The organism is Gottschalkia purinilytica (assembly GCF_001190785.1).
Classification (GTDB): domain Bacteria; phylum Bacillota; class Clostridia; order Tissierellales; family Gottschalkiaceae; genus Gottschalkia_A; species Gottschalkia_A purinilytica.
The window spans coordinates 65,964-92,391 of sequence record NZ_LGSS01000007.1 but is presented as its reverse complement, the minus strand read 5'-3'; the positions used below and the strand labels follow the sequence as shown (position 1 = coordinate 92,391).

General features: G+C 40.8%; 26 protein-coding genes. All 26 read right to left on the bottom strand.

Annotated features, from left to right (window positions below):
- Positions 1–128: 128 nt before the first annotated feature.
- Positions 129–1,058, bottom strand: a complete 930-nt coding sequence (locus CLPU_RS08810) for a hypothetical protein (protein WP_050355286.1) — start codon at positions 1,056–1,058, stop codon at positions 129–131.
- A 51-nt stretch (positions 1,059–1,109) separates the two neighbouring features.
- On the bottom strand, positions 1,110–2,801 hold the full coding sequence (locus CLPU_RS08805; protein WP_050355285.1) for a DUF262 domain-containing protein: 1,692 nt from the start codon (positions 2,799–2,801) through the stop codon (positions 1,110–1,112).
- Positions 2,802–2,859: 58 nt separating this feature from the next.
- Entirely contained in the window at positions 2,860–3,615 is a 756-nt protein-coding gene (locus tag CLPU_RS08800) for an HNH endonuclease (RefSeq protein ID WP_050355284.1), read from the bottom strand.
- 2 nt (positions 3,616–3,617) lie between these two features.
- Positions 3,618–4,139 carry a hypothetical protein gene (locus tag CLPU_RS08795; protein ID WP_050355283.1) on the bottom strand — a complete coding sequence of 174 codons (522 nt, stop codon included), beginning with the start codon at positions 4,137–4,139 and terminating at the stop codon, positions 3,618–3,620.
- Between the two features lie 140 nt (positions 4,140–4,279).
- Positions 4,280–5,851 (bottom strand): recombinase family protein, encoded by a 1,572-nt coding sequence (locus CLPU_RS08790; protein WP_050355282.1) that lies wholly within the window; start codon positions 5,849–5,851, stop codon positions 4,280–4,282.
- Complete coding sequence (locus CLPU_RS08785) at positions 5,841–6,269, bottom strand: recombinase family protein (protein ID WP_050355281.1); 429 nt, start codon at positions 6,267–6,269, stop codon at positions 5,841–5,843. Before CLPU_RS08785 ends, CLPU_RS08790 begins: the two co-directional genes overlap by 11 nt.
- A 5-nt stretch (positions 6,270–6,274) precedes the next feature.
- The gene (locus tag CLPU_RS08780; protein WP_050355280.1) at positions 6,275–7,834 is read right to left on the bottom strand and encodes a recombinase family protein; all 1,560 of its coding nucleotides are present in this window, start codon (positions 7,832–7,834) and stop codon (positions 6,275–6,277) included.
- 61 nt (positions 7,835–7,895) lie between these two features.
- Positions 7,896–8,132, bottom strand: coding sequence for an SHOCT domain-containing protein (locus tag CLPU_RS08775; protein ID WP_050355279.1), 237 nt, complete (start codon positions 8,130–8,132; stop codon positions 7,896–7,898).
- 195 nt (positions 8,133–8,327) lie between these two features.
- Positions 8,328–9,029: an N-acetylmuramoyl-L-alanine amidase gene (locus CLPU_RS08770; protein WP_050355278.1), complete on the bottom strand. Its 702-nt coding sequence runs from the start codon at positions 9,027–9,029 to the stop codon at positions 8,328–8,330.
- Positions 9,026–9,442 carry a phage holin family protein gene (locus CLPU_RS08765; RefSeq protein WP_050355277.1) on the bottom strand — a complete coding sequence of 139 codons (417 nt, stop codon included), beginning with the start codon at positions 9,440–9,442 and terminating at the stop codon, positions 9,026–9,028. Before CLPU_RS08765 ends, CLPU_RS08770 begins: the two co-directional genes overlap by 4 nt.
- An 84-nt stretch (positions 9,443–9,526) precedes the next feature.
- On the bottom strand, positions 9,527–11,995 hold the full coding sequence (locus CLPU_RS08760) for a glycosyl hydrolase family 18 protein (RefSeq protein WP_050355276.1): 2,469 nt from the start codon (positions 11,993–11,995) through the stop codon (positions 9,527–9,529).
- Positions 11,992–12,561: a hypothetical protein gene (locus CLPU_RS08755; protein ID WP_050355275.1), complete on the bottom strand. Its 570-nt coding sequence runs from the start codon at positions 12,559–12,561 to the stop codon at positions 11,992–11,994. The genes CLPU_RS08760 and CLPU_RS08755 overlap by 4 nt, the downstream gene beginning before the upstream one ends.
- Before the next feature lie 222 nt (positions 12,562–12,783).
- Positions 12,784–15,303, bottom strand: a complete 2,520-nt coding sequence (locus CLPU_RS08745) for a phage tail spike protein (protein WP_050355274.1) — start codon at positions 15,301–15,303, stop codon at positions 12,784–12,786.
- A gap of 5 nt (positions 15,304–15,308) precedes the next feature.
- Positions 15,309–16,082: a distal tail protein Dit gene (locus tag CLPU_RS08740; RefSeq protein WP_044037658.1), complete on the bottom strand. Its 774-nt coding sequence runs from the start codon at positions 16,080–16,082 to the stop codon at positions 15,309–15,311.
- A 15-nt stretch (positions 16,083–16,097) separates the two neighbouring features.
- Entirely contained in the window at positions 16,098–18,554 is a 2,457-nt protein-coding gene (locus tag CLPU_RS08735) for a phage tail protein (protein ID WP_050355273.1), read from the bottom strand.
- Positions 18,555–18,763: 209 nt separating this feature from the next.
- On the bottom strand, positions 18,764–19,147 hold the full coding sequence (locus tag CLPU_RS08730) for a hypothetical protein (protein WP_050355272.1): 384 nt from the start codon (positions 19,145–19,147) through the stop codon (positions 18,764–18,766).
- Positions 19,148–19,149: 2 nt separating this feature from the next.
- Positions 19,150–19,749: a major tail protein gene (locus tag CLPU_RS08725; RefSeq protein ID WP_044037664.1), complete on the bottom strand. Its 600-nt coding sequence runs from the start codon at positions 19,747–19,749 to the stop codon at positions 19,150–19,152.
- 2 nt (positions 19,750–19,751) lie between these two features.
- Positions 19,752–20,096, bottom strand: a complete 345-nt coding sequence (locus CLPU_RS08720) for a hypothetical protein (RefSeq protein WP_050355271.1) — start codon at positions 20,094–20,096, stop codon at positions 19,752–19,754.
- Positions 20,093–20,524, bottom strand: a complete 432-nt coding sequence (locus CLPU_RS08715; RefSeq protein WP_050355270.1) for an HK97-gp10 family putative phage morphogenesis protein — start codon at positions 20,522–20,524, stop codon at positions 20,093–20,095. The genes CLPU_RS08720 and CLPU_RS08715 overlap by 4 nt, the downstream gene beginning before the upstream one ends.
- The gene (locus CLPU_RS08710; RefSeq protein ID WP_050355269.1) at positions 20,517–20,852 is read right to left on the bottom strand and encodes a head-tail adaptor protein; all 336 of its coding nucleotides are present in this window, start codon (positions 20,850–20,852) and stop codon (positions 20,517–20,519) included. Before CLPU_RS08710 ends, CLPU_RS08715 begins: the two co-directional genes overlap by 8 nt.
- A gap of 3 nt (positions 20,853–20,855) precedes the next feature.
- A complete protein-coding gene (locus CLPU_RS08705) occupies positions 20,856–21,173 on the bottom strand; it encodes a head-tail connector protein (protein WP_012102982.1) in 318 nt (105 codons plus the stop codon).
- A 19-nt stretch (positions 21,174–21,192) separates the two neighbouring features.
- Positions 21,193–21,573: a head fiber protein gene (locus CLPU_RS08700; RefSeq protein ID WP_035150350.1), complete on the bottom strand. Its 381-nt coding sequence runs from the start codon at positions 21,571–21,573 to the stop codon at positions 21,193–21,195.
- A gap of 12 nt (positions 21,574–21,585) precedes the next feature.
- Positions 21,586–22,791 (bottom strand): phage major capsid protein, encoded by a 1,206-nt coding sequence (locus CLPU_RS08695; protein WP_050355268.1) that lies wholly within the window; start codon positions 22,789–22,791, stop codon positions 21,586–21,588.
- 19 nt (positions 22,792–22,810) lie between these two features.
- Positions 22,811–23,500 carry a head maturation protease, ClpP-related gene (locus CLPU_RS08690; RefSeq protein WP_018664390.1) on the bottom strand — a complete coding sequence of 230 codons (690 nt, stop codon included), beginning with the start codon at positions 23,498–23,500 and terminating at the stop codon, positions 22,811–22,813.
- On the bottom strand, positions 23,501–24,745 hold the full coding sequence (locus CLPU_RS08685) for a phage portal protein (RefSeq protein ID WP_012102986.1): 1,245 nt from the start codon (positions 24,743–24,745) through the stop codon (positions 23,501–23,503).
- A 50-nt stretch (positions 24,746–24,795) separates the two neighbouring features.
- Entirely contained in the window at positions 24,796–26,400 is a 1,605-nt protein-coding gene (locus CLPU_RS08680; RefSeq protein WP_041700827.1) for a terminase large subunit, read from the bottom strand.
- Between the last annotated feature and the right edge of the window lie 28 nt (positions 26,401–26,428).

Below are 26,428 nucleotides of genomic sequence, written 5' to 3'. Positions count from 1 at the left end.
AGCGGGGTGGATTGATGTCTTTTATATTGTCGGTAGTCGGGAACACGTCAAAGGCTCTTTTTGCACTATCGGTAGGCGGGAACATATCCATCCCTAGGGCCATAACGCTTATTAAAGGCTTATTTTTCTCAATTATTGATGTAGTAATCTATAAACCAATATTGTATCTGGCAAAACTTTATAAAAGATATAAAGATCATTAGAACTTCAATTCGCTCCATTTTTGTATCAGATGGATGTGCTAATTCATTCCTAGTTATCCTGGTGAAGTTTGCATAAGTCTGAAATGCTACTTTATCAACCGTTGGCAACATTTTCTTGAATTCTAGATCTGATACATTGTTTTTTATCTTATCAAAATACTTTTTGTAGCAATTAAATTTTCCCGAAGCCATTCTTATATTAGCCAGCTCAGATTGCATCTGTAAAAACTCAGTATTGAAATTCCTAGATAAGAATCCAAGTAATGCATCTAATTTCTCATCAATTATTTTTTCACTGGCTAAACCAAGCATAATTACTGCCGCTTCCATGCAATTAGCGTTGTAACACTGTAAAGCTTCTTTAATATAGAATTCTACCCATTCAGAAATGCTTGGGATACTTTTTATCTTGTCAAAATACCCATCTATATCATATGGTAAAACTTCCTGTTCTTCTAAACATTTAAGCCCGTATTCTGTTACATGAAAATAGGGTAAATTGTGGCCATAATTGCCTACTGCACCAGGCGCTATAATTCCTTGGTTAAGCAGTAGATGAAATTGCTCAAATATATTCTTTATATCACTACGGCTAAAATTTGTTGTGCTAAGTGGATGAAGCATGAAACCACTTGCACCCCATGCAGCTCCATGTAGAGGAACTTTTTCTTTAATCAGTCCTCTTTTTACTGCAAGACCTTCCATAAGACGAAATAAATCTGATTGTGCACCTTGATAACCATACATTTTGAATGTTTTACCTTCTGAATCAATATCTGCTTCTTCATATGCCAAAGTTTCTAACATTAGATTTCTGATTTCAATTGAAGATAGATTTCTTGTATCCGTTTCCATCTGATTTAACCTCCACACTAGTTAGAAAATTCAAACTTACTTAAACAGAATTTACCCTAACAACTCACGTATCTTTTCCGTTAGTATCGCTTTTCTCGCCTCGTAAAACTCCTCAAAATTCTCCAGTTCAAGCGAAACACCCTCTGGGATAAGTGATTGTTTTATAAACTCTGCTTTCTGTACATCATTCATATCATTATAATAATCTGCAAGTCTCATATCACTTTTACTAGAATTACTTCTACCTTCTAGGAGATGTAAATTAGCTAGTCTGTTTCGATTACCTCTCCATCTTCTCCAATCTTCCATAGACACAGAAATTGGTTTATTACCATCAAATCTTTCAAATGGGTGGAGGTGATCCTGTTCATATTTGAAGTGGTTATTTCTCCAATCCAAACTAAGGAAATATAAGGCTTCACTGGCAACTCTACTGCCTTTTTCCTCATTTAAAATATCTTCAATTTTACCGTCTGTTACTCTAAGATCGTTCATTTGGTTAAGCATGTCCACCGTTATTTCATAATCATTTTCATTAATTCTACTTTTCATCTGTTGCAACTTTCCAGTTGTACCTGATTGGAAATAAGTAAACAAAACTGCTCTAATCAAATATGCACGGATACCATCAAGGTTATTTTTATATTCAGGATTATAGTAGATAAAGTAGATAATCGGCAATAGCACGTTCCAGCTGCTTGCAAATCTACTAACCTCGATTTTCATTTCCTTTAATGTGACTTCTAGATTTTTTAACGTCTTTTTGAATTCGCTCCAATTATTTTTTAATTCTTCCGCTATGCTTTTACTTATATTTGATTTGACAACATCTCCATAAATCATAAGAGCAGAACGAATTATAAAATCTGTTCCGAATCCTACATAAGAGTCAACAAGTAGTTTTCCAAATTCAGTTTTTGCACTTGGCCAATATGCCTCAAGTATAGACATAGTGATTTCAGATTTTCGTAGAGCTTTACCGCCACTATTAAATCTTACAAACATTTCAAGTGCATCATCTTGTTTCATATCATGGATTTCTGTATAGCGAATTAACTTTTCTACAAAAATCTTGTTATAGAGTTTATTTAAAATGTTTCTAGCATAATCTTTACTATCTGAAGGAACCTTAGAAATAACCTCTTCAATAGCTTTATTTCTGGTACTTTCATCTTGAAATCTTGGGTCTAGTATATTTTTTATCTCAAATTGTGTTGGGCTTAACTTGCCAACTTTTTCACTAAATTTTATATCATATTTTTTACTATTATATTCTTCCTCATCAACCGTTAGTTTGTTTTTGTTTAACTCAATCAATAACTTTGTAACAATACCACCACTATTTTTTCTTCTTGCATATTTCTGCCGAATAAAAGCATTACCGAATAAAGAAAGAAATAATGAAGTCAATCTCTGTTGCCCATCAAGCACAGCTGTGTCAGTTTTATTAACATTTATATTGCTTAATTCATAATTCACAGTATCTGCTTGCTTACGATTATCAAAAGTTACTTCATATAAAAAATTACAAAAGTATGTATCCCAAGTTACATTATCATCATCTAGATGCCAAAACAAAAAGGTTGCTATAGGGTAATCTAGAAGAATAGAATCCCACAATTTTTCAACTTGCTCCATACTCCAAACATACTGTCTTTGAAATGCCGGCATAACATATTTACCTTCTTTAATATTTTGCAAAGCCTCATAAATACTTATGCTGTTATCAATTAATCTGCTCATGCTTATCCTCCTAACTATTCTTAGGTAAATTACATTGATTGCAATTTATGTTTTCTACTCAGTATGCACTCTGATACAAAGTACTTGTTTTACTGGTATCTGATTTTGCTAAATTACAATCTTGACAAGATAACTGGATGTTACACACATCGTTTAATCCACCTTCATTCAATGGCACAATATGGTCAAAGTGTTTTTCATTATCTTCTAGTATCGAGTACAATCCCGTCAAATCTCTTTTACAAAAAACACAACAACCTTTATCTCTAAATAAAACAGCACGTTTCACCCATTCAGGAATATATTTTCTTTTTCTTAAATTATCTTCAAATGCAACAGCCTGTTGTTCATTAAATCTTAATAGGAAATCTCGATTTTGAAACAGAATATATTCCACTTCCGTTGCGATATCATTAAGAACATCCTCGAATAGTCCGTCTTCATATTCATTCAGGTATTCAATATAGTTATTATATGACTCAAGATAATCATCATTATTGGCTTCAAAGCCATTTCTTAGGGAGATATCTATACCTCTATATTTTAGAATTGCTTGATTTATCCAATGGATGGGATTAAAATCTGCAATTTCTCCTGAGTTTGCAATATAATTGGCCTGCTCATAGAACACCCTATCAATAAGCCAAAAGCAATATTCCCTTAGTACAGACACCTTTGGAAAATCTTCTGGCTCAACTTCAAACTGCCGTTCTGTAAATTCAGCATTAGTTCTAGCATAATCAAATTTCCCCATACTTTCATTAGCAAGATGACAGAAATAGTACACGTTGAAAAATTTCATATTTATGACCATCATTAAACCTCCCCATTGTAAAAACTCGATTTATACTTCATCAGAATATCTTCTACTTCACTCCAAATCCAAACATTCTCTCCATCATCCTCAAATACTTTACCATGACTTTTAGCTCCATCTATTTTCATTTGTGAATAATTATTTTTAAAGGTAGGCACATATAACTCTGGGTGTTCCTTATCACTGCATAGACGTTCCATCATTGAAATTGTGGCTTTACCAGCAATATCAACTGCAGTAAAGTAAGCTTTTATAATTTTATGATTATACTGTTCTGTCTTTAATGCCCACACAGGAATACGCTGAATAGCCTTCCCATAATAATCTTTATTTGTTTCCTTAGTTTTTTTGGATATTGTTTTAGGGTTGTATTCGTGAGAGGCCTTTTCAAAAGTCTTAGCAATATACCATCTCATACACATTTCAATAGCTTCTTTTTCAGAATCCTTAGAGATGTTCATGGCAAGACAAAATTTCTCATATACATCCTCATCTATTAAAAAGTTAACATTTTTACTCATATTTTCACGCCCTTGTTAATAAAATGAAATCTTGTCTTGAGTTTAGTACTAAATTAGTATTTAGTCAATACTAAACACTAATTTAGTTTCAATTAAAAAACCCTACAAGCAATTTAGCCTGTAGGGTAATGTAATAAAAACTATAAAACCACATCAATCATAGTACCCGACTTAAATTCCACTGTGAGTTTATCTTCATAGACCGTTATTTTCTCTATAAGTCTCCTTACTAGTTGCTCATCATACTCCTCAAGGAGGGTGGATTGTTCATTTAGGAATTTTTCCATATCTTCTAGCCTTTGCTTGGAGCCTTTTTTGCCAGCTTCTTCTGCTAAAGCCTTATGCCTTTCCTCTCTGAGCCTGTAAATCTCATCGGCTATATCGTTATAATCCTCTTTGGAATTGGCCAGTCTCAAAAGGTCTTTTTGTAATTCCTCTAGCTTTTTATCTATCTCGGCAACAATATTATTGTCCGTTTCACTTATCACTGTTTCTATATTTTCCTTTAAGATAGTTAAAAAGCCATCCTTTTGCCCTATTAGTTTATTAATTGCCTCCACCGTAGCAAGGCCTATCATATCCTCCAGCACGGTTCGGGAATGACAAGTTAACCCTGTATTCTCAAGTCTACTGACGCATCTCCAAACAATTGATTTTTTACCTCGGTTATTCCAATGAACTCTACGGTATATTTCGCCACACTCTCCACAGAAGATAATTTGCGAAAATACATGATTTGAACTAAAGTTTCTTTTCTTTCCACTAGTACTTATATGTCCTCTACTTCTACGAACTAACTCTTCTTGTACCTGCATGAAAATTTCACGCGGGATAATGGCTTCATGGTTATTCTCTACATAATACTGAGGTACGATTCCGTTATTCACAACCCTCTTTTTTGTAAGAAAATCTACCGTATAAGTTTTTTGGAGTAATGCATCACCAATGTATTTTTCATTGCTTAATATTTTTCTTATAGTACTGGTATGCCACCTTTTTTTCCCCGCTCCCGTAAGTATGCCATCAGCTTCAAGTCCTTTTTTGATTTTATCCATACTTGAGCCTTCAAGATACTCTCGGTAAATCCTTTTGACTATTTCAGCTTCCTCCGGCACAATTACTAATCGCTTATTTTCATCTTTGGTATATCCTAAAAACCTAGAACAATTGACCATTACCTCTCCCTGTTGGTATCGGTATTGGTAACCAAGCTTTACATTCTGGCTTAATGACTGGCTCTCTTGTTGCGCTAAGGATGCCATAATGGTAAGCATAATTTCACCTTTGGCATCCAGTGTATTGATATTTTCTTTCTCAAAATATACCGCAACATTTTTATCTTTAAGTTTTCTGATGTATTGTAGACAGTCCAAGGTATTTCTAGCAAATCGGCTTATTGATTTGGTAATAACCATATCAATTTTCCCAGCCATGCACTCATCAATCATTCGATTAAATTCGTCGCGATTTTTTGTATTTGTGCCGCTGATACCATCATCAGCAAAGATCCCTGCAAATTCCCACTCTGAATTCTTCTTGATAAACTCTGTATAGTGTTCAATCTGCACTTCGTAACTACTAGCCTGCTCATCACTATCTGTAGAAACTCTGCAATAAGCAGCGACCCGAAGTTTTGGTGTTTCATCTTCTTTTCGATTGTTGCCTACACGTTTTATTGCAGGTATAATCATTACATTTTTATTAACTGCCATCTTGCTGCACCTCACTTTCTATTAAGCTGTATACATATTCCGCTTGTGTAAAAGGATTTGTATACTTCTGAATTACTTGTCCTATGGAAAACTTCTTATAAATAGTAGGTTTATCTTCTGTCTTGGGTTCAAAGATTCTGCCTAGCTTTTTTGCTCTCTTTACCCTCTCTGCTTCTGCTCTTTCGTAGGTTTCTTTATCAATGATGGCAGGGTAATAATCATCACCAAGATAACGTTCATTTCTTAGCATCCTTCCAGCAGTTCCATGATAAGCATCTATTCCAGCAGACTTTGCCGCGACCGATAAGGAAAGGCCTGATAAGTAACCCTTATATAAATTCCTAACCTTTTCAGCTTTTTCTTCATCGATAACTGCTATTCCATTCTCTATCCTATAGCCATAAGGCGTATGCGCCACTTTTCTCACATCCTTTCCCTTAGTGTGATTCCACATTTCAGAACAAAACCTATCTCTACCCTTGAGTAAACTATAATTTTTTCAACATAATCATTGAAAATTTGCTCGCTAAAGGTATTTATCATTTCAGCCTTATTTGTAAACTTTATTAAGTTACTGACTTCCTGCACCTTTGATAATTCTCCATTTAAAGCATGAATTAAAGCTTCTTTTTGCCCCATATAATTATCTGCTTCCATTTGCAGTTCATTGTTTTCTCTGTTAAAAAGGGCAGGTTCTAGATAACCCTTTGCCATAAGCTTTACAAGCAGTTCTCTCTGTTCTGCATTTTTTTCAATTTGCTTCTCTAATTCCTGAATTCTTGAAAGGTTATCTGAGTTGCTCATTCCACGCAAAGCATCTAATAGTGGTTGTAGAATAAGTTTTCTACCGAGAATCAGCTTGTTAATCATAGTAACAAAGGCCGTCTTTATATCCTCATCTCGAATAAACTGCATGGAACATTCTGTTATCTGCTTTAAGTGTTTACTACAACACCAGGCTACATATTTTCTTGTGCCGGATGAATGAATTCGTCTTTTAAAGGTGCTACCACATTCCGAGCAAATAATTTTTCCGGAGAAAGAATACCGGTTTTGGTACTTATCATTACGCTTTTCTATTCCCTTTTCTTTTGCCCTTTGATTTAAGGCAGCCTCTACTGCTTCAAACACTTCATGGTTGATAATTGCCTCATGGTGATTTTCTATTAAATATCTGTTTTTCTCACCATAATTGGTGCGCTTATTAAAACGGGAATCTGTATAGGTTTTTTGTAGTATAACATCCCCGGTATATTTCTCATTTTTTAGAATTCCTCGAATTGTTGTAGCAGTCCAACGACCACCTCTTTTGGAGGGGATACCCTTTTGATTAAGATCATCTGCTATTTTCTGTGTACCCTTGCCTGATAATACTTCTGCGAAAATATACTTCACAATTTCTGCTTGCTCAGAATTTACCACCATTTGACCGTCAATGTTGTCATAACCATATGGTGGGTATGAAATCTTAAAAGTTCCGTTCTGAAATCTCCTTTGAATTGCCCACTTGTTATTTTCCGAAATGGAGATTGACTCACTTTCTGCAAGCCCGCTTAATATAGAAAGCATCAGTTCACTTTCCATTGATTGGGTATTGATATTCTCTTTCTCAAAGTAGATATAAATCCCAAGGTCCAACAGTTTACGAACCATCTCCAAACAATCCGTAGTGTTTCTTGCAAATCTACTAATGGACTTTGTAATAATTAAGTCAATCTTCTTGTTTTCACAATCTGACAGCATTCTTAGAAGTTCCGTTCGGTTTTCTTTTTTAGTGCCACTAATTCCCTCATCATAATACAAGCCAACATACTCCCATTCTGGGTTTGCCTTTATGTAAGTCTCATAATGGGATTTTTGTGCTTGTAGACTTACTAACTGTTCATCACTATCCGTAGAAACACGACAGTATGCGGCCACTCGTAGTTTAGGTTTGATAATCGATGCAACCTTATTTCCTTCTATTTTTGTTATCTTTTTCATCGCCTCACCTCCTTCTTTGTAGGTCACATATTACCTCCGAAACCCTTATATATCAACGATTTCAGGGCATTATTTCTGCTAAAAAGGGGGAGAAAGTTTGGCGGTTTAATGCGTCTATCTTGTTGAATTCTACTTCAGTTATTAAACCTTTTTGGAGCATCTTTCTAAGTAATTTCTCTGCTTGAATATAATCAAACTCACGCTGTAGTTGCTCCTGTGACATTTTCTTTAATTCGATGCCTTTGTCTATAATCTCATCCGAGATCTTCATGACTTTTTTATCCTCATGCTGATTCATGTAGAATCACCTCCTACCTAATAGCCACGGGAACAGGTCGAAGTTGAGGATTTGTAAAAATAAAATAAAATCAGAGCATAAAAAAAGAGCCTGCAAGGGAATAACCCCCACAGGCTATATACATCTAATAGTTAATATTTTTAGGGAAACTCTGTAAAGCTAAAGCATAATTGCTTATTTACTCACTCCTTTTGATTAATCATACTTAATAAATGCATCCGTAAAGCCTGCCTTTTTAGCTTTGGCAAGCTGTGCATTCGCATTTGATTTATCAGAGTATGCACCAATTTGCACACGGTAATATTTCTTTTTCACCGGCTCAACTGTTTTATTTTCAGCACTTAATAGTTTCTTTACCTCCGCTCGAAAGGTGTCCATACTCTTCCCATGCTTAGGAAACCAATGCATCACGTCTGCATGATTACTGGCAATGCCTCGTCTATAACCTTCGCTATGACAAATGATATCTCTTTCACTAAACCCATAGAGTTTGCAAAGATATACACATAGCTCCACAGCCTCCTTATAAACAGCAGAAAAATACGAGGCATCGGTCAAACCGTCCTCGCAAATTTCAAAACCAATATGAGTATTGTTCGCAGCTCCTCCAGCATGCCAACCTCGGTGATTCCAAGGCAATGTTTGATAGGTAGCAATGGAACCATCTGCTAATTTACCAATAAAGGCATGAACACAAACTTGACGGCCTCCAGGTTTGTCTTGATTCCAATGGTTGTTATACTGGTTCTTTCCTAGCAAGCCATCGTCTGGGCCAACATAGCGTTTTAGGTTTGGGTTATTCGCCCCTGTTGAATGCACCATAATGCCCTTGGGCTTTATAGTTCTGCCTGCCCTATAGCAGGCATTGTTTGTAAGTATCAGTTTACGTAGATTCATTTATAGTCCTCCTTGTCGCTTCTGTTGTGAAGCTGCTCTAATATATCCTTGAGTCTCTGTGGTACAGGCAAACCAATATGAACAGCATTTTCAAGTATGGATATGCCTTCATTTGAAAGATAAAAAAAGATGACCGCTGTTCGTATAACAGAGCCATCTCCAATAACGTTTTTATCAATAATGTGACCGATTGCTACCAGTGAAAAGATGAGTACTTTCTTGAATATGCCGCGAAAGCCTACCTCACTGGATAGCTTTTTATCAAGCACAGCACACATTAAACCTGTGATGTAATCAATCACAACAAAAGTAAGTAAAGCATATAAAAATCCGTCCCATCCTCCGAGGAAATACCCAAGCCAACCACCAATAGCAGCAAATGTCACTTGAATCCAGTTCCAAATTTCCTTCATTGTCTTAACCTCCTATCATTCTAATTGCATAAAAAAACGCCAACCGAAATAGGCAAGCGTATACTTGTATAGGTTATTTTTCCTCTATATTTGTTTTGGCAAAGCTTCCCATAGCCGCATATCTTCCTGTCCCAATGACCAGATAGCAATACCCCGTAAGTCCCAACGATAAGCCGCTTCGTTTGACCAGTAGACCAGCGAATCCACATCTTGATAGTACAAAATTGAAAAGCCATCTGCATCACCGAGAAACAGCCGAGATATCCAGACGTTGATGTCCCTTGGTATAACCTTCGCTGTATAATCTGCATTGCATGGTATCTGCAAGAGATTACTATGATAAAAGTCATAATCCATGGAAATATCCTCACTTCTGGTGGAGGCTTCCTCTACATCAGCTGTAAGAGTAAATACATGAAACTTACTATCCCAAGTTACACCATTCCTAGCAATTCTGCCATACTGCATAAGTGATCCGTCTGGCATGGTGACATCAAAGGCTTCGTAAGGTTCATAAGTCCATGCATCTCCCAAGCGGAGAAGTTCACATTTTATATGCCCATCGGACTGAATCCCACAATAGCCACCCGTACTTGAGATGTTTGCAGTAAAACGGAGTGTGTTGGAATTCCCAGAGTAGACACGCACCTTATTTCCACGTTTCCTCATTTCAATGAGATACATATTCGGATTTGTGCGGATGTCAGCATCTGAAGTCTTATAGTAACTTGCCGGATAACTACCAAGTAATGTAGAGCCTTGGTAAAGCTCCACTTGTTGGGCATCAATGTTGATACAACAAAACACATTCCCACAAAACACTCCTGCTCTTCCGCTACCGCTCATAGGAAAGGCAATTCTAGCACGAATATGCACATCACTAAAGCTGTCGTATTTCCAGGCAAGCTGACCACTTCCTTCAAGCTGAGAATACGGGCGATTGCCATTGTCATCAGGATTTTGCCATACACTCCAACTCCCCGATAACGTCTGCCAGTAGCTTTCTGGCAGGATGAAGGGATCTCTAAAGTCTTCATACCAAGCTAACGCTGAATCCGGCTTACGGCGCAAAACCTCTGTAGTAAGCTTAAACCCTTTGTCGGGAACAGCCATGTTACCATTTACGTCTTTGAAGCTTCGTGGAGATAAACTGAAGGTTGCCTCTCCAGCAGAAGGATATTCACTAAAATTAGAACAAACCCGGAAACCATAAAATTGAGTACCAACTACACCACCTTCAATCGTGATGCTATGTGTTCCTGCTAGGAGATTTACATTAGTGGCAAGTTCTGCCCAGAAAGTTTTCCTCCAGTATGGCCACCACAGACGATTCTCTGAGTAGCTAACCACTGTACCGTCAATTGCAATTGTGATACCATTCTTATCCCAGAACGGAAAGCAAAGCTGTACAACTACATCATAAGTACCTGATTTGTCAATTGTAAAGTTGTACTCCGCTTTACCTTCACTTGACGAAAGAGTGATCATTCCATTACCAACCACAACACCATCTGTGTAGCTGTCTGGTTCACCATCTCGGTTAACATATATAGTTCCAAACTCCGACTTTTGTGTTTTCCCATAACAAGTAAGATATTTTCGCCGATTATATGTTTCAGCAATAATAGGAGCTTCTCGTGATACTGCGTCCCAGCCTTCCATATAATCGTAGACATGTGGCAGCGCCCATGGTACTTTATCGTGATCATCCCAGTAGGCAATGATTGGGATAAATGGTTGTGGAGGCTGATCATTTGTAAAGTTATACACCCCAGTCATCCAGTTCTTAGCTGCATAGTAAGTGTTCGATGTACCGCGATAAGTCTTACCTAGGTTGGATGGATAGTCGTAAATCTGCCAATTCCAACCGTAACCAGGTAAACCCATATATACTTTTTGTGGTGACATAGCTATAATAGCATAATTGTAGATACCTTCAAGCCAGCTCCTTGGTGATACTGGGCCTGGAGCTGAACCTGCCCATGCCATGCCATAACTCATGATTGCTGCCGTATCACAATAATCGTTAAGGTCGGCATAAACACACCAATTTTCTCCACCAACTGATCCTTGCACACCCGTCATTCCAGGTAAGCAGATATTGACCAGTTTTGATGAATCATAGTTTTTAACAGTCGAGTATATATCAGCAAATAGAGCATTTGCGGCAGCACGGTTCTCAAATCCGCCACCGCGCTCTAAATCGATATCTACACCTGCACACCAAGGGTGTTTGTTCATAATACGTACTATTTCTGAGAGGAATTTCGACTTTGCACCACCTTCGTTATTTCTCAGAGCCGTAAATATGCTCTCTGTCCCATGATTCATAATGGTAAGTAACCATTTGATATGTGGCCACTTTGTACGATATGGAGTAAGGGAAGAAACGCTAGTACCTGTTTCCGTTATCGTACCTGTGATGTCTACCTCAAAAGTGAAAATACCAACAGTATCTAAGCGGTCACCGTAATCGTTCAAAGCCTGATACATCCGAGCATTGCCCATGAAGGACCATACCATACAGCGTTTACCCTTAATATAATCTTTCATGGACGCAGATCCCCTTTCAGCATTTCTTTGTATTCGAAATATACCCTAGCAGATTTTCTGTCTTGTAGCTTCACTTGGTGCTTACTATCAGTAGCAGCTGTGTATTGATAGAATCCATGCTTCGGCGTGGGATAGCCGTTTCGCAAACACTCTCTTGTTGAAGCCTTAAGTGTAAATTCATCACCTGGGTAAGCCTCTGAATCAAATTTTACCTTATGTGAACCCATCCCCTGTGAAAGCTGAATACTGCCAGCTTCCATAGCTTGCAGGGGGTAGATATAACAATCTAGCCCGCTTGAAGTTTCTCCGAGGTTAAAAATAATGATTGTGTCTCCACTACGGACTACACCATTGTGGAAACGTACCGGATTAGGCGAATGCTTTAGGAACGTTTCCGTGTGTAGCGTGTATCCTGTCAGCTTGTCACCCTCCTGAAGTTGTAGGTCGGTGAAATAAATCGAACCCGTACAGTTGGTAATAAGGGGACGCACAGTGATACTTACTACACGCTTTTCTGATTTTACTTTTATAACTTCCGCAAAACGTATAAAATTGCTTTCCTGCATAGCCATCACCTACCCGTCGTTCGTCCACTTGATTTCGCATACATGACCGACCCAACCAGTGGCAATAGAACCTGCCTGCAGCATAAGGTCAGTGAAATATACTTCTCCTGTGCAGTTTGAAACTACCAACCGAATGGTGATAGAGCGAAGTGTTTCATACCCTTTAGGTGTTGCATCACGAGCAATTTGTTGAAATACAGCCAAGTCAATCACCATCCTTCCTTAATATAGGTCAATAAATCTCGTTTCAGTAGTTCCGTCCTCAAACTCAAACACTACTTCGATACCCACTTGTCCATCTGGGCCTTTTTGGAGGTTATCTGAGCCTATTTGTGCTGATATGGTGTAGTTACGGCGGGATGCAGGATATACTGTTTGAGCCATACTTTTTGTAGCAGTTGCAGAGCCTACCGCTTTAAAGGAAGCTGTACCGGTCACACCTTTTTCAGTGTCCACCTCAAAACCTGAATTCTGCCAGTAAGCGAAGCCATCGTCTGCTCTACTATTACGCAGGTGGTTGAACGGCACCATATCTTTGATTTCCTGCCCAATGAGGTTGCTTTGGTCAAGCTGATCAGCGAGAATGCTAGATGACGTATCCCCAAGTTCACGAAGTTTTGATGATAACTCAAGCACTGTTTTCCACGGCTCCTGAAGATTATATTGTCTGCGAACAACCCTTGTTTTGATAGTAAGATTTAAATCTCTATCATCCACCGTCACAATGTCGCCAAGTGACCACCTTTCATGCTCATAACCTGTCAGCACAGACAAATCCATCGCCGATAGCACATAGGAGACACGAGGCTTTGAGTACTCTGCAAGTCGCATATTCGTAAACTCAAGCATTTGATAAGGATTTGTGAAGTTCGAAAGATCGAGTGTTGAAACCCGCACCTCATTGCAATATTCATAGTTTTCTACATATTCCTTGCCACTATTGATAGTGGCAAAGGTCATGCCATCTTTACCATGGGCATATAGCCTTGTCACCAGAGAGCGGGTATCAACAACCCTCTTGATACTTGTAAGGTTTTTCTTATAGGCAAATAATGCACCACTATCTCTACCACTAAATGTAAGTAAATTTACAAGACGGTTTCGACTATCAAATACTAAGTCTCCACCGTGAATCTGTTGCGTCATTCTGAGTATGGCCAATGCATTCTTCTCTTGGCATTGCCATGTCCGTTTGGTAGTGACATCAACTACACCAATAGACCATCCTGTGCCTTCCAACGCATAACTCATTGGAACGGAGGGTAAATCGGCATTAAACTCTCGCGGCTGTTTTTCATCTGAAAAGGTTAAATCATAAAATGCTGCTTCCGCATATACAGTGGTCAGAATCCCTGTTCCATCTGCTCCTTTTTCATCTGTCAGTGTCCTTATGCGATAAATGTCATGTGCAACCTGAACCTGTTTTTCATTATCTAAATATACACGCTTGCTATCATTCCATGGCAGTTTGAATTCCAAAGTATCTGCGCCATTAATCTCTCCCGTTACGATGATGTCATATGCATTTTCAAGTACTGCTTCCCATGCGCCATTCTCGTCCAGCACGACAGGCCTAGCAAAACCCAGTTTTTCATATGGAGCTTTCGGTATGTCGTGAAGTGTGATATCCAAAAGTTTCGGTGTAACCAAGGGATCAATAGTTGAAAGTGTAATCCTATAACGAATAAAGTTACGGTTTGGAGAAACCAGTTCACCGTTGGAACCCACCTCCTGCCACGCCGACCAATCCTGCAAATCGTCTGACGTAGCCGTCTCTATAGAAGAAATTGAAGTCACACCTGCAGTATATTCCGAGGTTACAGACACCCGACCACTACCTGCAAGAGAACATTCTGTAGCTATAGTCGTAAGCTGCCCACTTTCAGGATATCTGTTGTTAGTATCCTTGAGGAGTGTTACCACACCTGGCTCTGTTATAGCATCAACCGCACCACTGGTATCACCACCGTTGGCAAGCATTGACTGCTTGAAATGTCGTTCTAAACCCTCAATTGTAAGCTGTGAATTCACTTCAATGAACCAATCATCAAATCCACCTGCATAATAATACTGATTTGCATGCATTCCAATCACAATATCGGCTGTGCAAGATGGGTTTAATGTTCCCGTGAATGTCCGTTTAGGCGCAATCCAGACTGTGCCGTCTGCTCGGTTACAAAGAATAAACTGCGATGTCTTGGTATTCACTTCAATAATTGCTGCGATAAAGTACCACCCGCCGTTAACCATGTTAAAACTTGGTGTTTCACTCTGGTCGAGAATCAGTGAACCAGAAGAGTTATATAACATCATTCGAGGTCTGCCCTGGTACAGAGACAAGTATAGAATAGGTTGACCCGGGCCCTGTCTTGTATTAAACAGCGGAATAAAGGTCTGTCCCACAGAGTAGGTAGTTGGGTTTATCCATCCACCTACTGCGACTTTATCGCCTAGATTGGAGAAAAATGTACCATCATTCTTTGCAATTAAGTGGGTTTTCTCTGATGTCGGATTAACAATATTCTGACGAAAAAATCGTCCATAACGACCGCTTGGGAGACTTGCCGATGTGCCAGACCATCCCGATATAGTGACGTGCCGACCGTGGCCACTCGCATCTACAAGTTTAACATCGGAGTCAGGTCCAGACTCATTGAATCGCCAAAGGGCAAGGGTATTCTCACTTACAGGAAACTCACCCGTAAAGTCAGTTTGTGATGTCAATATTGATTTAATTGCCATTTGCATCACCTCCATCGGCTTTTTGCTTGTATTTTAAGTTCCGTAAAATCCGCTCCTACAGGAGTAATCGTCACAGTATTGTTACCCTTACGAAGTACAGGGAAATTGAGTTCTTGCATAAGCGGTAGACCGTTACGGAGTGTTTCGCCGCTAGTATCAACGACCTTTGCTGTGACCTTTCCTGTATCAATGATTAATGTTTCACCATCATACAAAGGGCCAATAACACGAATTTCTTCATTGTTAGTCTGAATGGAAACATATGTGTTTGTTCCTGATGGAATTATTCCTTTTACCAAGTACACAGGCTCAGAGTCGGCATTCCCTTTAAGCCTTGTAACGGTACTTTCTCCCATGACCGATATGCTATAGGTTTCATCCGTTAAAGCGTAGGCATGAGGATCTGGGCAAACAAACTTCAAATCAAATGCACCGGCTGAAAGAATGAGTCTGTCACAGTCCACAGCTTCTGACAGACGAGCAGTAAAATAACGGTCAGGTACATCGTCTAAAACGAGTTGTTGCACCCCACGTTCAGGATTTAGCCATTCAGCAAGGCTATCCATAACAGATACCAGTTTAGAAAATTTATATTGTGGGTAGACATTGCAATGAACTGTGATTATTTTCTCTGCAATATCGCTGCCAAAGTCAGCTACACCGGGCTTGCCAGGTATCGTTACAAAGGAGTTTCGCAATGAGGGTGATGCTTGCCAGTATGTCAGCCTAGCCTTGATACTCATTGATTGCGATGATATGCCGTTAAATGTGAACCCCATTTTCATCCTCCTTCCTTAAGCGGGATTGAAGCGTCCTTGCGCCCTCGAGCCAGTTTCCATCAAGTTGTACAGTTCCTGTGAAATCCTGCGGATATCGTCCTCGGATCGAACTATCATCTGCTGTATGGTGATAAGCGAACCACCAAAGCCCCCAGTACCGACTGACCCATTGATAGAGCTACTAAGGTTTATACCTGGTGTGTCAAAGTCTGTGGGGATAGCGTTTTGCATATCCTCACCAACCTGCGCCATCGTCTTCTCAAAGCCTTGCCCAAGCCCCTGTGCCATATTGTCACCAAGTCCTGCAAAAAGTGCAGAAGGTGAGCGGATGCCAAAGAAGTTTTTGATTTTATCCACCACACCACCGAAGAAGCCGGATATTTTCCCCCAGAGCCATGCACCCGCATCAGAGATTCCCTGCCATAGACCCTTGATGAGATTGCCACCAACTTGAGCCATCTGCCCAATTGAACCCGTAAAACCCTTTACTAAAGCTGCGATTATCTGTGGGACAGCTTTGACAACCTCTACGATAATAGTAGGTAGGTTTTTAATCAGTGATACTAAAAGTTGTATACCCGCTTGAATTATCTGTGGGATACTACCAATAATTGCATTGACAAGCGAGGTAATAATCTTAGGTATCGCCGCCACCACAGTAGTGATGATGAGTGGTAAATTTTGAATTAAGGAAATCAACAGATTCACCCCGGCATCAATTATTTGGGGGATTGAGCTAAGTATCGCCTTAACTAAACCATCAATTATCTGTGGGATTGCAGCAACTATTGCTGCAATGATTTCCGGCAATGCTTCAACTAGTGAAACCAAAAGCTGTATACCTGCATCGATAATCTGCGGAATGGAACCAATAATAAAGTCAACTAAAGCGGTAATGATGGCGGGTAATGCGGCAATTAACTGCGGAATAGCGTCAACTAGACCTTGGGCTAGCCCCATAATAAGCTGAAAGGCTGCCTCCAGTATCATTGGCAAGTTGTCAGTTAATCCTTGTACAATCTGTGTTACAGCAAGAACTGTTGCTGGTATGAGTTTTGGTAAAGCCAACCCGATGCCTTCTACAAGTGCAGTGACCAGTTCCACTGCAGCATTAATTAGGAGTGGTAGATTATCAATCAATGCCCCAACAATCGTCATTACAGCTTCAACAGTAGCTGGAATGAGTTCTGGCAAAAGACTCAGAATTACCTCCAGTACTTGAGAAAACAATTCCGTAACAGTCCTCAGAAGCATAGGAAGCAAGTCTCCCACAGCTGATAATATCGCACCTGTTGCCGTAGGTAATGCAGTTACGATATTTTCTAAAACTGGGACAATATTAGCAACAACCGATTGAAATGCATCTACAAGATTCTGTGTCAAATTCGTCATATCTGCATCAGCATTGCCAAGTCCTGCTGTAAACGATCCGAGTGCGGCTTGGAGTAAGCCAAGCGAACCTGTGACGGTTTCTGTAGATTCTCGTGCAAAGTTGCCTGCATATTGCTCTGTGTTTTCAAAGAACATTTGCATTGCGACTTCAGCCTTTTCTGCTTGTGTAGCTGTATTCCAAGTGAAATCTAGGCCTTTTGCCAGTGCATAGGCCTCGATATTGGTAGCATTCATAGCAACACCAAGGTTATCCATCATGGTGAAATTACCCTTTGCTGCTCCTGCTACTGAGTCCAGTGCCACTTGCATATCAATACCCATTACAGATGCCATATCCGCTGCTCGTTGCATAGCTTTTTCTGTCAGTTCAAGGCTTTTGCGCTGTTCTATGCCAGAGCCTTGGAACAATGCACCCATTTTGTTTGCCGTAGCAAGATACTCACTTTGGGAAACACCGAGATTTTTGTAAGCCTCTTCACCAGTTTTTTGAATTGATGCGGCATATTGACCGAATACCGCCTCAGAGCCACCGAGGTTCTGTTCTAACTCTCCGAACTGAGCAACTACCTCTTTACCAAGCTTAATCGCAGCAGCTCCTGCGGCAACAGCAACTGTACCCATCGCCACACCGATACCTTTAAGGACACCGCCCAGCTTCTCAAACTTGCTACCAGTCTCATCTGCAATATTACCTGTATCCTCAAGTTCCTCTCCAAGATCATCTGCTTCATCAGCTGTCTCTTCTAGTTCTCGTTCCATATCATTAAGTTGGGCTTTTGCATTATTCAGCTGAATAGCCCAATTTTGTGTACGTCTATCGTTCTCGCCAAAGCTCTCAGAAGCATTTTTTAGAGCGGCTTCCAGTGTAGAGATTTTATCCTTCTGTGCTTCAATGGCTTTGTTCAAAACTTCATTTCGAGCGGTTATAGCCTGAACACTTTTATCATTTCTATCAAATTCCGAGGACACGAGTTTCATCTCACTACCTAGAACCTTAAAGGACTGATTGATATCACGAAGGGCATTCTTAAACTCTTTTTCTCCCTCAATGCCAATCTTTAAGCCAAAATTATCAGACATACGTTATTGCCCTCCTTTCTAATTCAATCCTTCGGGAATAATATCCTCAATGAAGAGTTCTCGCTTCCGGTTAGCAAGCCCCAAGAACTGGCGATGACAATCCCACAAGTCCATGAGAAGCCCTAATGGTGTGAGCCATGTTTCTTCCTCAGTACGGTTCAGGTGCACTGTTCCGTAATAAAGAAGCCGAGTAAACAATTCATCATCGCTTACTCGGCCTCGGTGTTTTTTTGGTTATCTTCACTTTCAATATTTCTCTTTGTTCCTTTGAACATAGCTTCTGTAATGGCACTTTTATAAGTTGCAAGTTCTAGTGGGGATGTGAGCAGTTCCACCTCATCCTCGGTTAGCACATCCTTTGGAGCTTCCTTATTTTTCAGGTTGTAAATGAGAATGGATTGGTTTGCCAAGAGAGTAATAAGCCATATTATCTCATCCAAAGCTATCTCAAAGTTTTCAGATTTCAGCAATTTGTCTCCCAGATTTTCCAAACCACCATAGCGACGGGCGATTTCTTTTGTAGCTTTGGTCGTGAGGATAAGCTCATGTTCCTGTCCACCAATATTTATCGTTGCACTTCTATCGTTATCCATCCTTATTCACCTCCGCCAGAAACAGCAAAAACAGGTTCATAGACTTCCGTATACCAACCACTGATAGTAGCTGGTAAAACTCCTTCATCATCTTCATTGACCTCCGCTTTCCACGGATGATTACCATTTCCATCTAATTTATTTCTGCGCGATACAGTTCCCTCAATGGTTGGTGTAGAAAAAGTGATAGAATCTCCCTTTGTAGCCAGGTTGGTTGAAGGAACACCAAACTTTACCCTGTATAGCCAGAAGTAGCGGTAATGTCCATTTGCCTTTTTCGCTCGAAAACCGATAGCAACAGGGCTTCCTCCATCCTCACTAGCTGAAATAAGTACACCATTATCATCTGTAGTTGCTCCTGTGAGACTCTCAGCAGCTTTACGTCCAATGTCATCCACACCAAGGGAGAGTGTTCCGTTTTTGAATTCTTTTATAATCTCTGCCGCTCCGTCATCAGCGTAAAGGGTAGCTTCCGCAAGTTCAATGGATAGCTCTGCGGAGATTGCCTTTGCCAGCATAACGGGCGTACCGTAGGTTTCGTCTCCGTTTTCGTCCTCTGTAATGGGAGCATAATAGAGACGGTCAAGTCCTATCGTTGCCATAATCAAACCTCCTGTAATTTATATTCTTTTGCCACATCAATGGCATAATGATGGTAGTCCGTGTCATCCTCATGTCCAATATAACGACGATCCGTCACTGTAAAGTCTGCATCCAGGAACGCACGGACAAGCTGATTCTTTCGTACTTGATAGTTCTTTTTGCTAAATAACGAAAGCCGTGCTTCCTGTATCTCATACTGTGGACAATTGTCTGAGTGAACATCAAAGGTATCCGAAAGAGGTGTGATAACAACATACTCATCAGGGGCTTTGTCCTTGAACACACCCGTTTCCACAAGAATACCTAGACCATCCACAATTCTATTTAGCTCCAATAATATACTCATAGTCTGTTAATCTCCTCCTCCAGTTTGGCAGTCATGGCCTCCACACACTGCTTTCTTGATTTAGATTTTGCGGGTTTTAGAAATGGCCTTGCAGGCTGCCCATGTTTACCATATTCAATGATATTAGCAATTTTTGCATTGCTACCACCATCGCTTCTGGGTTCTGAAAACCCAACCTTGACATTATAATTACCTTTACGGTCTTGTTTTGCTGAAGTAACACCAAGGGAGGATACAAGTTCTCCAGTGGATTTGGACGGGTATTTTGTTCCCTTTCCAACAACAGAGCGTAAATTATCTTTGACTTTAGCAAGCACAACTTCGCCACCAACTTCTAGTACCTTTGGGATAATCACATCAGTTTGCTCAGCCAATTTAGATACCTTAAGAAGAAAGTCCTCAGGCATTCTTACATCCACTTTAGCCATTCGATGCCACCACCTTTTTTGCTAAAACCTCAATATACATTCCTCGGCCTTTTACATCTTCTACACCGGTAATTTCATACCGCCCATCACTATCTACAATGACCATTTTTGTTGTCACATGGATACTAGGGATCCTTCGAAAACAAAAAAGAACGGTTGCTTCAGAAAATACCGCCCTGTTTGCCCATTTCTCATTACCATGTCGTTCTTCCTTATACGCACGAACCGAGGCAATAATAGTGTCACTGATTGTACCAAAGCCCTCGCTATCCTTATCATTTTCAACGGAAACTATATCGATAAAGGTATTCATTTTCCCATAACTCATAGGCTACACCTTCCAATCCCGGTCTAGTCTAAGAAGTAGGTTCACTGTGTTCCAAACCTGCTGCCCCGCTTGTACGCTATCGGCGAAGAAACCAGCCGTCGAGCCATCTCTGCTTTCGTAGAAATGACTCGACAGCATGATTACTGCCTGTTCAGTTGTTGGGGGCATGATGTTTTCAGTGTAATAACCCTCAGCAACATGCTGATAACTTTCCGCATAAGAGACGGCGGCTTTGATGTAATGCAGCAGAAGTCCATCGTCTGCATCATGCGTCAGGATCAGATTTGCTTTTACTTTAGGGAGAAGATTATCAGTTGTCATGCCGTCCGCCTCCCTCCGGTCATTCTTCGTCTGCTGCCATTAACCCAGCCGCTTTTAGTTTAGCGAGCAGAGCATTAAAATCCGTGACAAGAGTGGCTGTATCCTCGGCTATGCTGTCGGATTGATTAGCAGCCATTTTTACCAGCCCAGAGACTGACTCCGTAGCATCGGTAGGATATGTTGGAGCATACAGCTTACCATCTTCACCAATTTTGATTTCGACAGTATCACCCTCATCAGCAGCGGCGGCTTTTACACCACCGAGAGTCTCCTCTGTGGCAACGAGAAGCGGATCGGCGGAGAGCCCCGTTACCGAGGCTCCTTCCTTGATTTCAAGTGTTCCGCCTATAACAGTTTTCTCTCCGCCTTGTTCGGTATAATTCTTTGTGTTATAGCTCATAACGCACCTCCATTAAGCTTTCTGCTGAAGTACTTTTATGGCTTCAGGTAGAATTAATTTTCCATCCACACGCTGAGTAGCAACAAAGCCTACTTGGCCAGTAACAGCATAAAGTTCATTAAGTCTCTTAAATACACGACCCTGACGATCAGCTACCCAGTAATAACTAAAATCACCAAATGCGATACTCTTTGCAGCTGCAGCAATAGTTGGCATATATGCAGAAGTATACAATGGTCGATTGAGGATAGTATCCGGTGTACCTGCCTGTAAGGAAGGTTGCCATAGGTACTGTCCTTGACCATCCTTTAGTTTACGGATTGCTTTTACAGTGGCGTCGTTCATAACGAATACAGCCTTATTACGGTAAGGTGCCTTTAGTGAATAGAACAGATCAAGTACCTCGTCCATAGTAATTGCCGTAGCACCTGCAGTAGTCACACCAATTTGGGCACCACCTGTAGAAGCAAGTATACCTGTCGGTTTTCCAGATCCATCACCAGTAAAGAACGCTTCTTCCTCTTTGTTACCGATACGTCTTGCAAACTCCTTAGAGATGTAGGCTTCAAGATTGAACACAGAATCGTTAAGAAGTTCCTCGGAAACTTTGATCATGGTAGCGAGTTTGTAAGCTCCTATAGAAACCTGTCCGAAACTATCATCGCTATCTGGGATAGTGCCTTCTTCATCCACCCAGGAAGCAGTACCTTTTGTAGCTACAACAGGAATTTTCCTATCGCCAGAAGATGTATTGATAACATTGGCCAGTGAACGGAAAATGTTCTCTTCCTCAAGAGCCTCTACTAAGGTACGTTCAAACTCGTCAGGCACAAGATAACCACCCTCGGAGTCTGTACCGATTTGAAGGGCATTTCTTACGTTTACATCAAGGCCTTCACCTGCACGAGTACGCATAGCATTCCAGAATGCTTTCTTGTACTCTGCAGACGCACGTCCTGTCTTATCATCGGCATGTTTGGATGGTGTGTTTGTAATAGGGCTACTAGTGGCTTTGGAAAGTTCTAAGTCAATAACCGCCTGACGTTCCAAACGTTCTATTTCCTTACCAAGTGCAACAACTTCAGTTTCCATCTTTTCATAGGTTTGTGTGTCCTCTGCGGATAACAATCCATCACCGCCACGTTTTGAATCAAGGAATGCCTTCGCCGCATCCCAAACCTTAGCGCGTTTCTCGCGCAATTCAAGAATTTTACTCATTGTTATTTCCTCCTTTAAATTAGTGAGAAATTAAAGAAAGCCGCTTATCCAGCGACTCTATAGGTGTACCTGTCTTTTGTTTTTGTTTTTTGGGTAGTTTGCTAATAAGTGAGTTAGTAACCGCCATCCTGCTAAAGATAAGGCTATCCGTCAAATCCGGTGTTTCACTTTCCATAAACATGATCTTATCTGCAAAACCAAGTTCTATGGCTTTATTTGCATTCATCCATGACTCTGCATCCATCAGATGAGAAAGCTTTGTTCGGGAAAGACCAGTCTTTAACTCATAGGCATTAATAATACTTTCCTTAACTTCATCTAATAGAGCCTTTGCTCGCAGCATTTCCTCGCTGTCACCGATGGCAATGGTCGAAGGGTTATGAATCATGATCATGGATACCGGCGACATATATACATCTCCACCCGCCATTGCAATAACGGAAGCTGCACTTGCCGCAAGCCCGTCAATTTTTACAGTGACCTTTCCGGTATAGTCCATAAGCATGTTGTAAATCTGAGCTGCTGCAAACACATCCCCGCCAGGAGAGTTAATCCACACTGTAATATCACCTGTGCCAGCTAGCAGTTCATCTTTGAACATCTTAGGTGTGACCTCATCACCCCACCACGTTTCTTCGGATATCACTCCATTTAAATAGAGAGTGCGCCCTTCATCAGAATCTCGCACCCAATTCCAGAACTTCTTCATTTACTGACCTCCTTCGGTTTTGGCAAACGCTCCTGCGTCAGCCAGTTTCGTCATATTTCCGTTAACCAGATATAAATCGCCACCTTCCTCAGCTGGGATACGGTTCATGTCCTCCAATTCACGGATATCATTAGCTGACATCCAGCCATTTTGTCGCCCAATAGCATAGCCATTCATTCGGCTTTGATAATCGCCGCGAAGCAGACCATCTAAGTTGAACTTGATGAATACTGATGTTTTCTCAGAAGGCAAAATAAGCGATTGCTGGAGACTTTGCTCCCATCTCACCACCCACGGATCGAGAGTGTATTTTACAAACTCCAACGACTGCTGCTCGATATTGGAGAAGCTAGATTTCTCAAGATCTCCCACCATATGAGGAGGCACACGGAAAATCCTCGCAATCTCATTGATTTGAAATTTCCGTGTTTCTAAAAACTGAGCCTGTTCTGGAGGTATACCGATGGCTTGAAACTTCATGCCCTCTTCCAATACAGCGATTTTATGTGCCTTAGCTGTGCCTTGGTAAGCACTATTCCAGCTATCCTTCACTCTCTGTATGTCTTTAATTACTCCCGGGTGCTCCAGCACACCGCCGGGATTGGCTCCATTAGCAAAGAATGCCGCACCGTACTCTTCAGTAGCAAGTGACATACCGATTGCATTTTTTGCCATAGCAATGGGGCTATAGCCAATGAGTCCATCAAAGCCTAAGCCTGGTATGTGAAGTACATCATCTTTGCGAAGTGTGACATAGCCTCCTTTTGGATTCAGGCCACTTTCGTCTGTATCCCGGTAGTAGGTATAAACCAGTTCACCATTTGATGCTCGACTTACTTCCATCTTGTTAGGAAGTAGGGGATAAAGCGCAATTGCCTGGCCACGACCATTTCGAACTATCTGTGCATAAGCATTGCCCCAAAGTAAAAGATGACTCATCAGTGTTTCTCGAAACACAAATGAAGTCATCTCTGGATTTGGTTCATCATGAAGAAGGTAATACAAAGGGTGGAAAGGAATCTTTTCTTTACCTCCATCAGAACGATATCTATATACATGTAGTGGCAGTCCAGCAATCGCTTCAGCTAGTATTCTTACGCAGGCATACACCGCTGTTGCTTGCATTGCAGTACGCTCATTTACTGTTTTGCCAGATGATGTACCGCCAAACAGGAAGGAAAATGCGCTACCCACACGGTTTTGCGGTTTGTCCCTTGAACGAAACAGTCCTTTTAATAAATTCATAGGCCTCACCTCCAAATTGAAAGAATTACACCACAAACAATCATTGAAATTTATAGAATTATTAAACCTCTCTCGTCATACACCGAGTCTCCACTATTACCTGGTCCACAGCGGATGGCGCGGTCGAGTGCCATAATAGTTGCCACTGCTCCATCTATTTTTTCTGTACTTTTTTCCTTGTCCGGTTTTATATTTCCAGCCGGATCTGTTTTTATATAGATGTTATCCATCATCCACCGTAGTACTGGATGCCCGCCGTGTGCTATTCTTTCTTCTAATGTCAATTTCATAAGTTCCTTTGTAGGTGGTGACATATCTTTAAAACCTTGACCGAAAGGAACTACAGTAAAGCCTAACCCTTCAAGATTTTGCACCATCTGAACAGCGCCCCAGCGGTCAAAAGCAATCTCTCGAATGTTGTACTTTTCCCCCAGTTCTTCAATGAATTTTTCAATGTATCCATAATGGACTACATTTCCCTCGGTGGTTAAAATATAGCCTTGCTTCTCCCAAAGGTCGTATTGCACGTGGTCTCGTCGAACTCGGAGGTCAATATTATCCTCCGGCATCCAAAAATACGGGAGAACGGTATATTTATCTGTTTCATCTTCCGGTGGGAACACCAGCACGAAGGCTGTAATGTCAGTGGTAGAGGATAAATCAAGTCCTCCATAGCATACTCTACCTTCAAGGCTCTCTGGTTTTACTGGAAACGCACAGGCATCCCACTTTGCCATTGGCATCCAACGGACAGATTGCTTAACCCACTGGTTCAGACGCAGCTGTCGAAAGCTATTTTCCTCAGCAGGGTTCTGCTTTGCACTTTCACAAGCGGCTCTAACTTTATCGATACTTACTGTAATTCCTAAGCTTGGATTTGCTTTCTTCCATACTTTAGGATCAGTCCAATCATCCTCTTCTTTGGCACCGTAGATTACGGGATAAAAAGTAGGATCGTATTTTCTGCCCTCAATAATATCAACCGCTTTTTGGTGTGTTTCATAGCAGATACTCTGGGTATCCGTCCCTGCAGTGGTGATAAGAAAATATAGCGGTTGGGTTCTCGCATCACCAGACCCTTTTGTCATAACATCAAATAGTTTCCTATTTGGCTGAGTATGAAGTTCATCAAAAACAACACCATGTATATTGAAGCCGTGTTTTGAATAGGCTTCAGCCGACAATACCTGATAAAAGCTGTTGGTCGGCAGGTACACCAGTCGTTTAGTTGAAGCCAGCAACTTCACTCGTTTATTCAGCGCTGGACACATCCGCACCATATCGGCTGCTACTTCAAATACAATTGATGCCTGCTGGCGATCTGCGGCACAACCGTATACCTCTGCTCGTTCTTCACCATCTCCACAAGTGAGGAGAAGTGCGATTGCTGCTGCAAGCTCGCTTTTTCCCATCTTTTTAGGTATTTCTATATAAGCCGTGTTAAACTGCCGGTATCCATTAGGTTTTAAGATACCGAATAAATCACGGACAATTTGTTCCTGCCAGTCGATAAGTTCAAAAGGCTTGCCTGCCCATGAACCTTTCGTATGGGAGAGTGCTTCGATAAAAGCCACAGCGTAATCAGCAGCGTCCTTATCGTAATATGACCCTTCAGCTATAAAGGCGGTCGGCTTATATTTCTTCAGTTTCCGCATAAACACCGCCCCTTTTATGGAAAAGGAC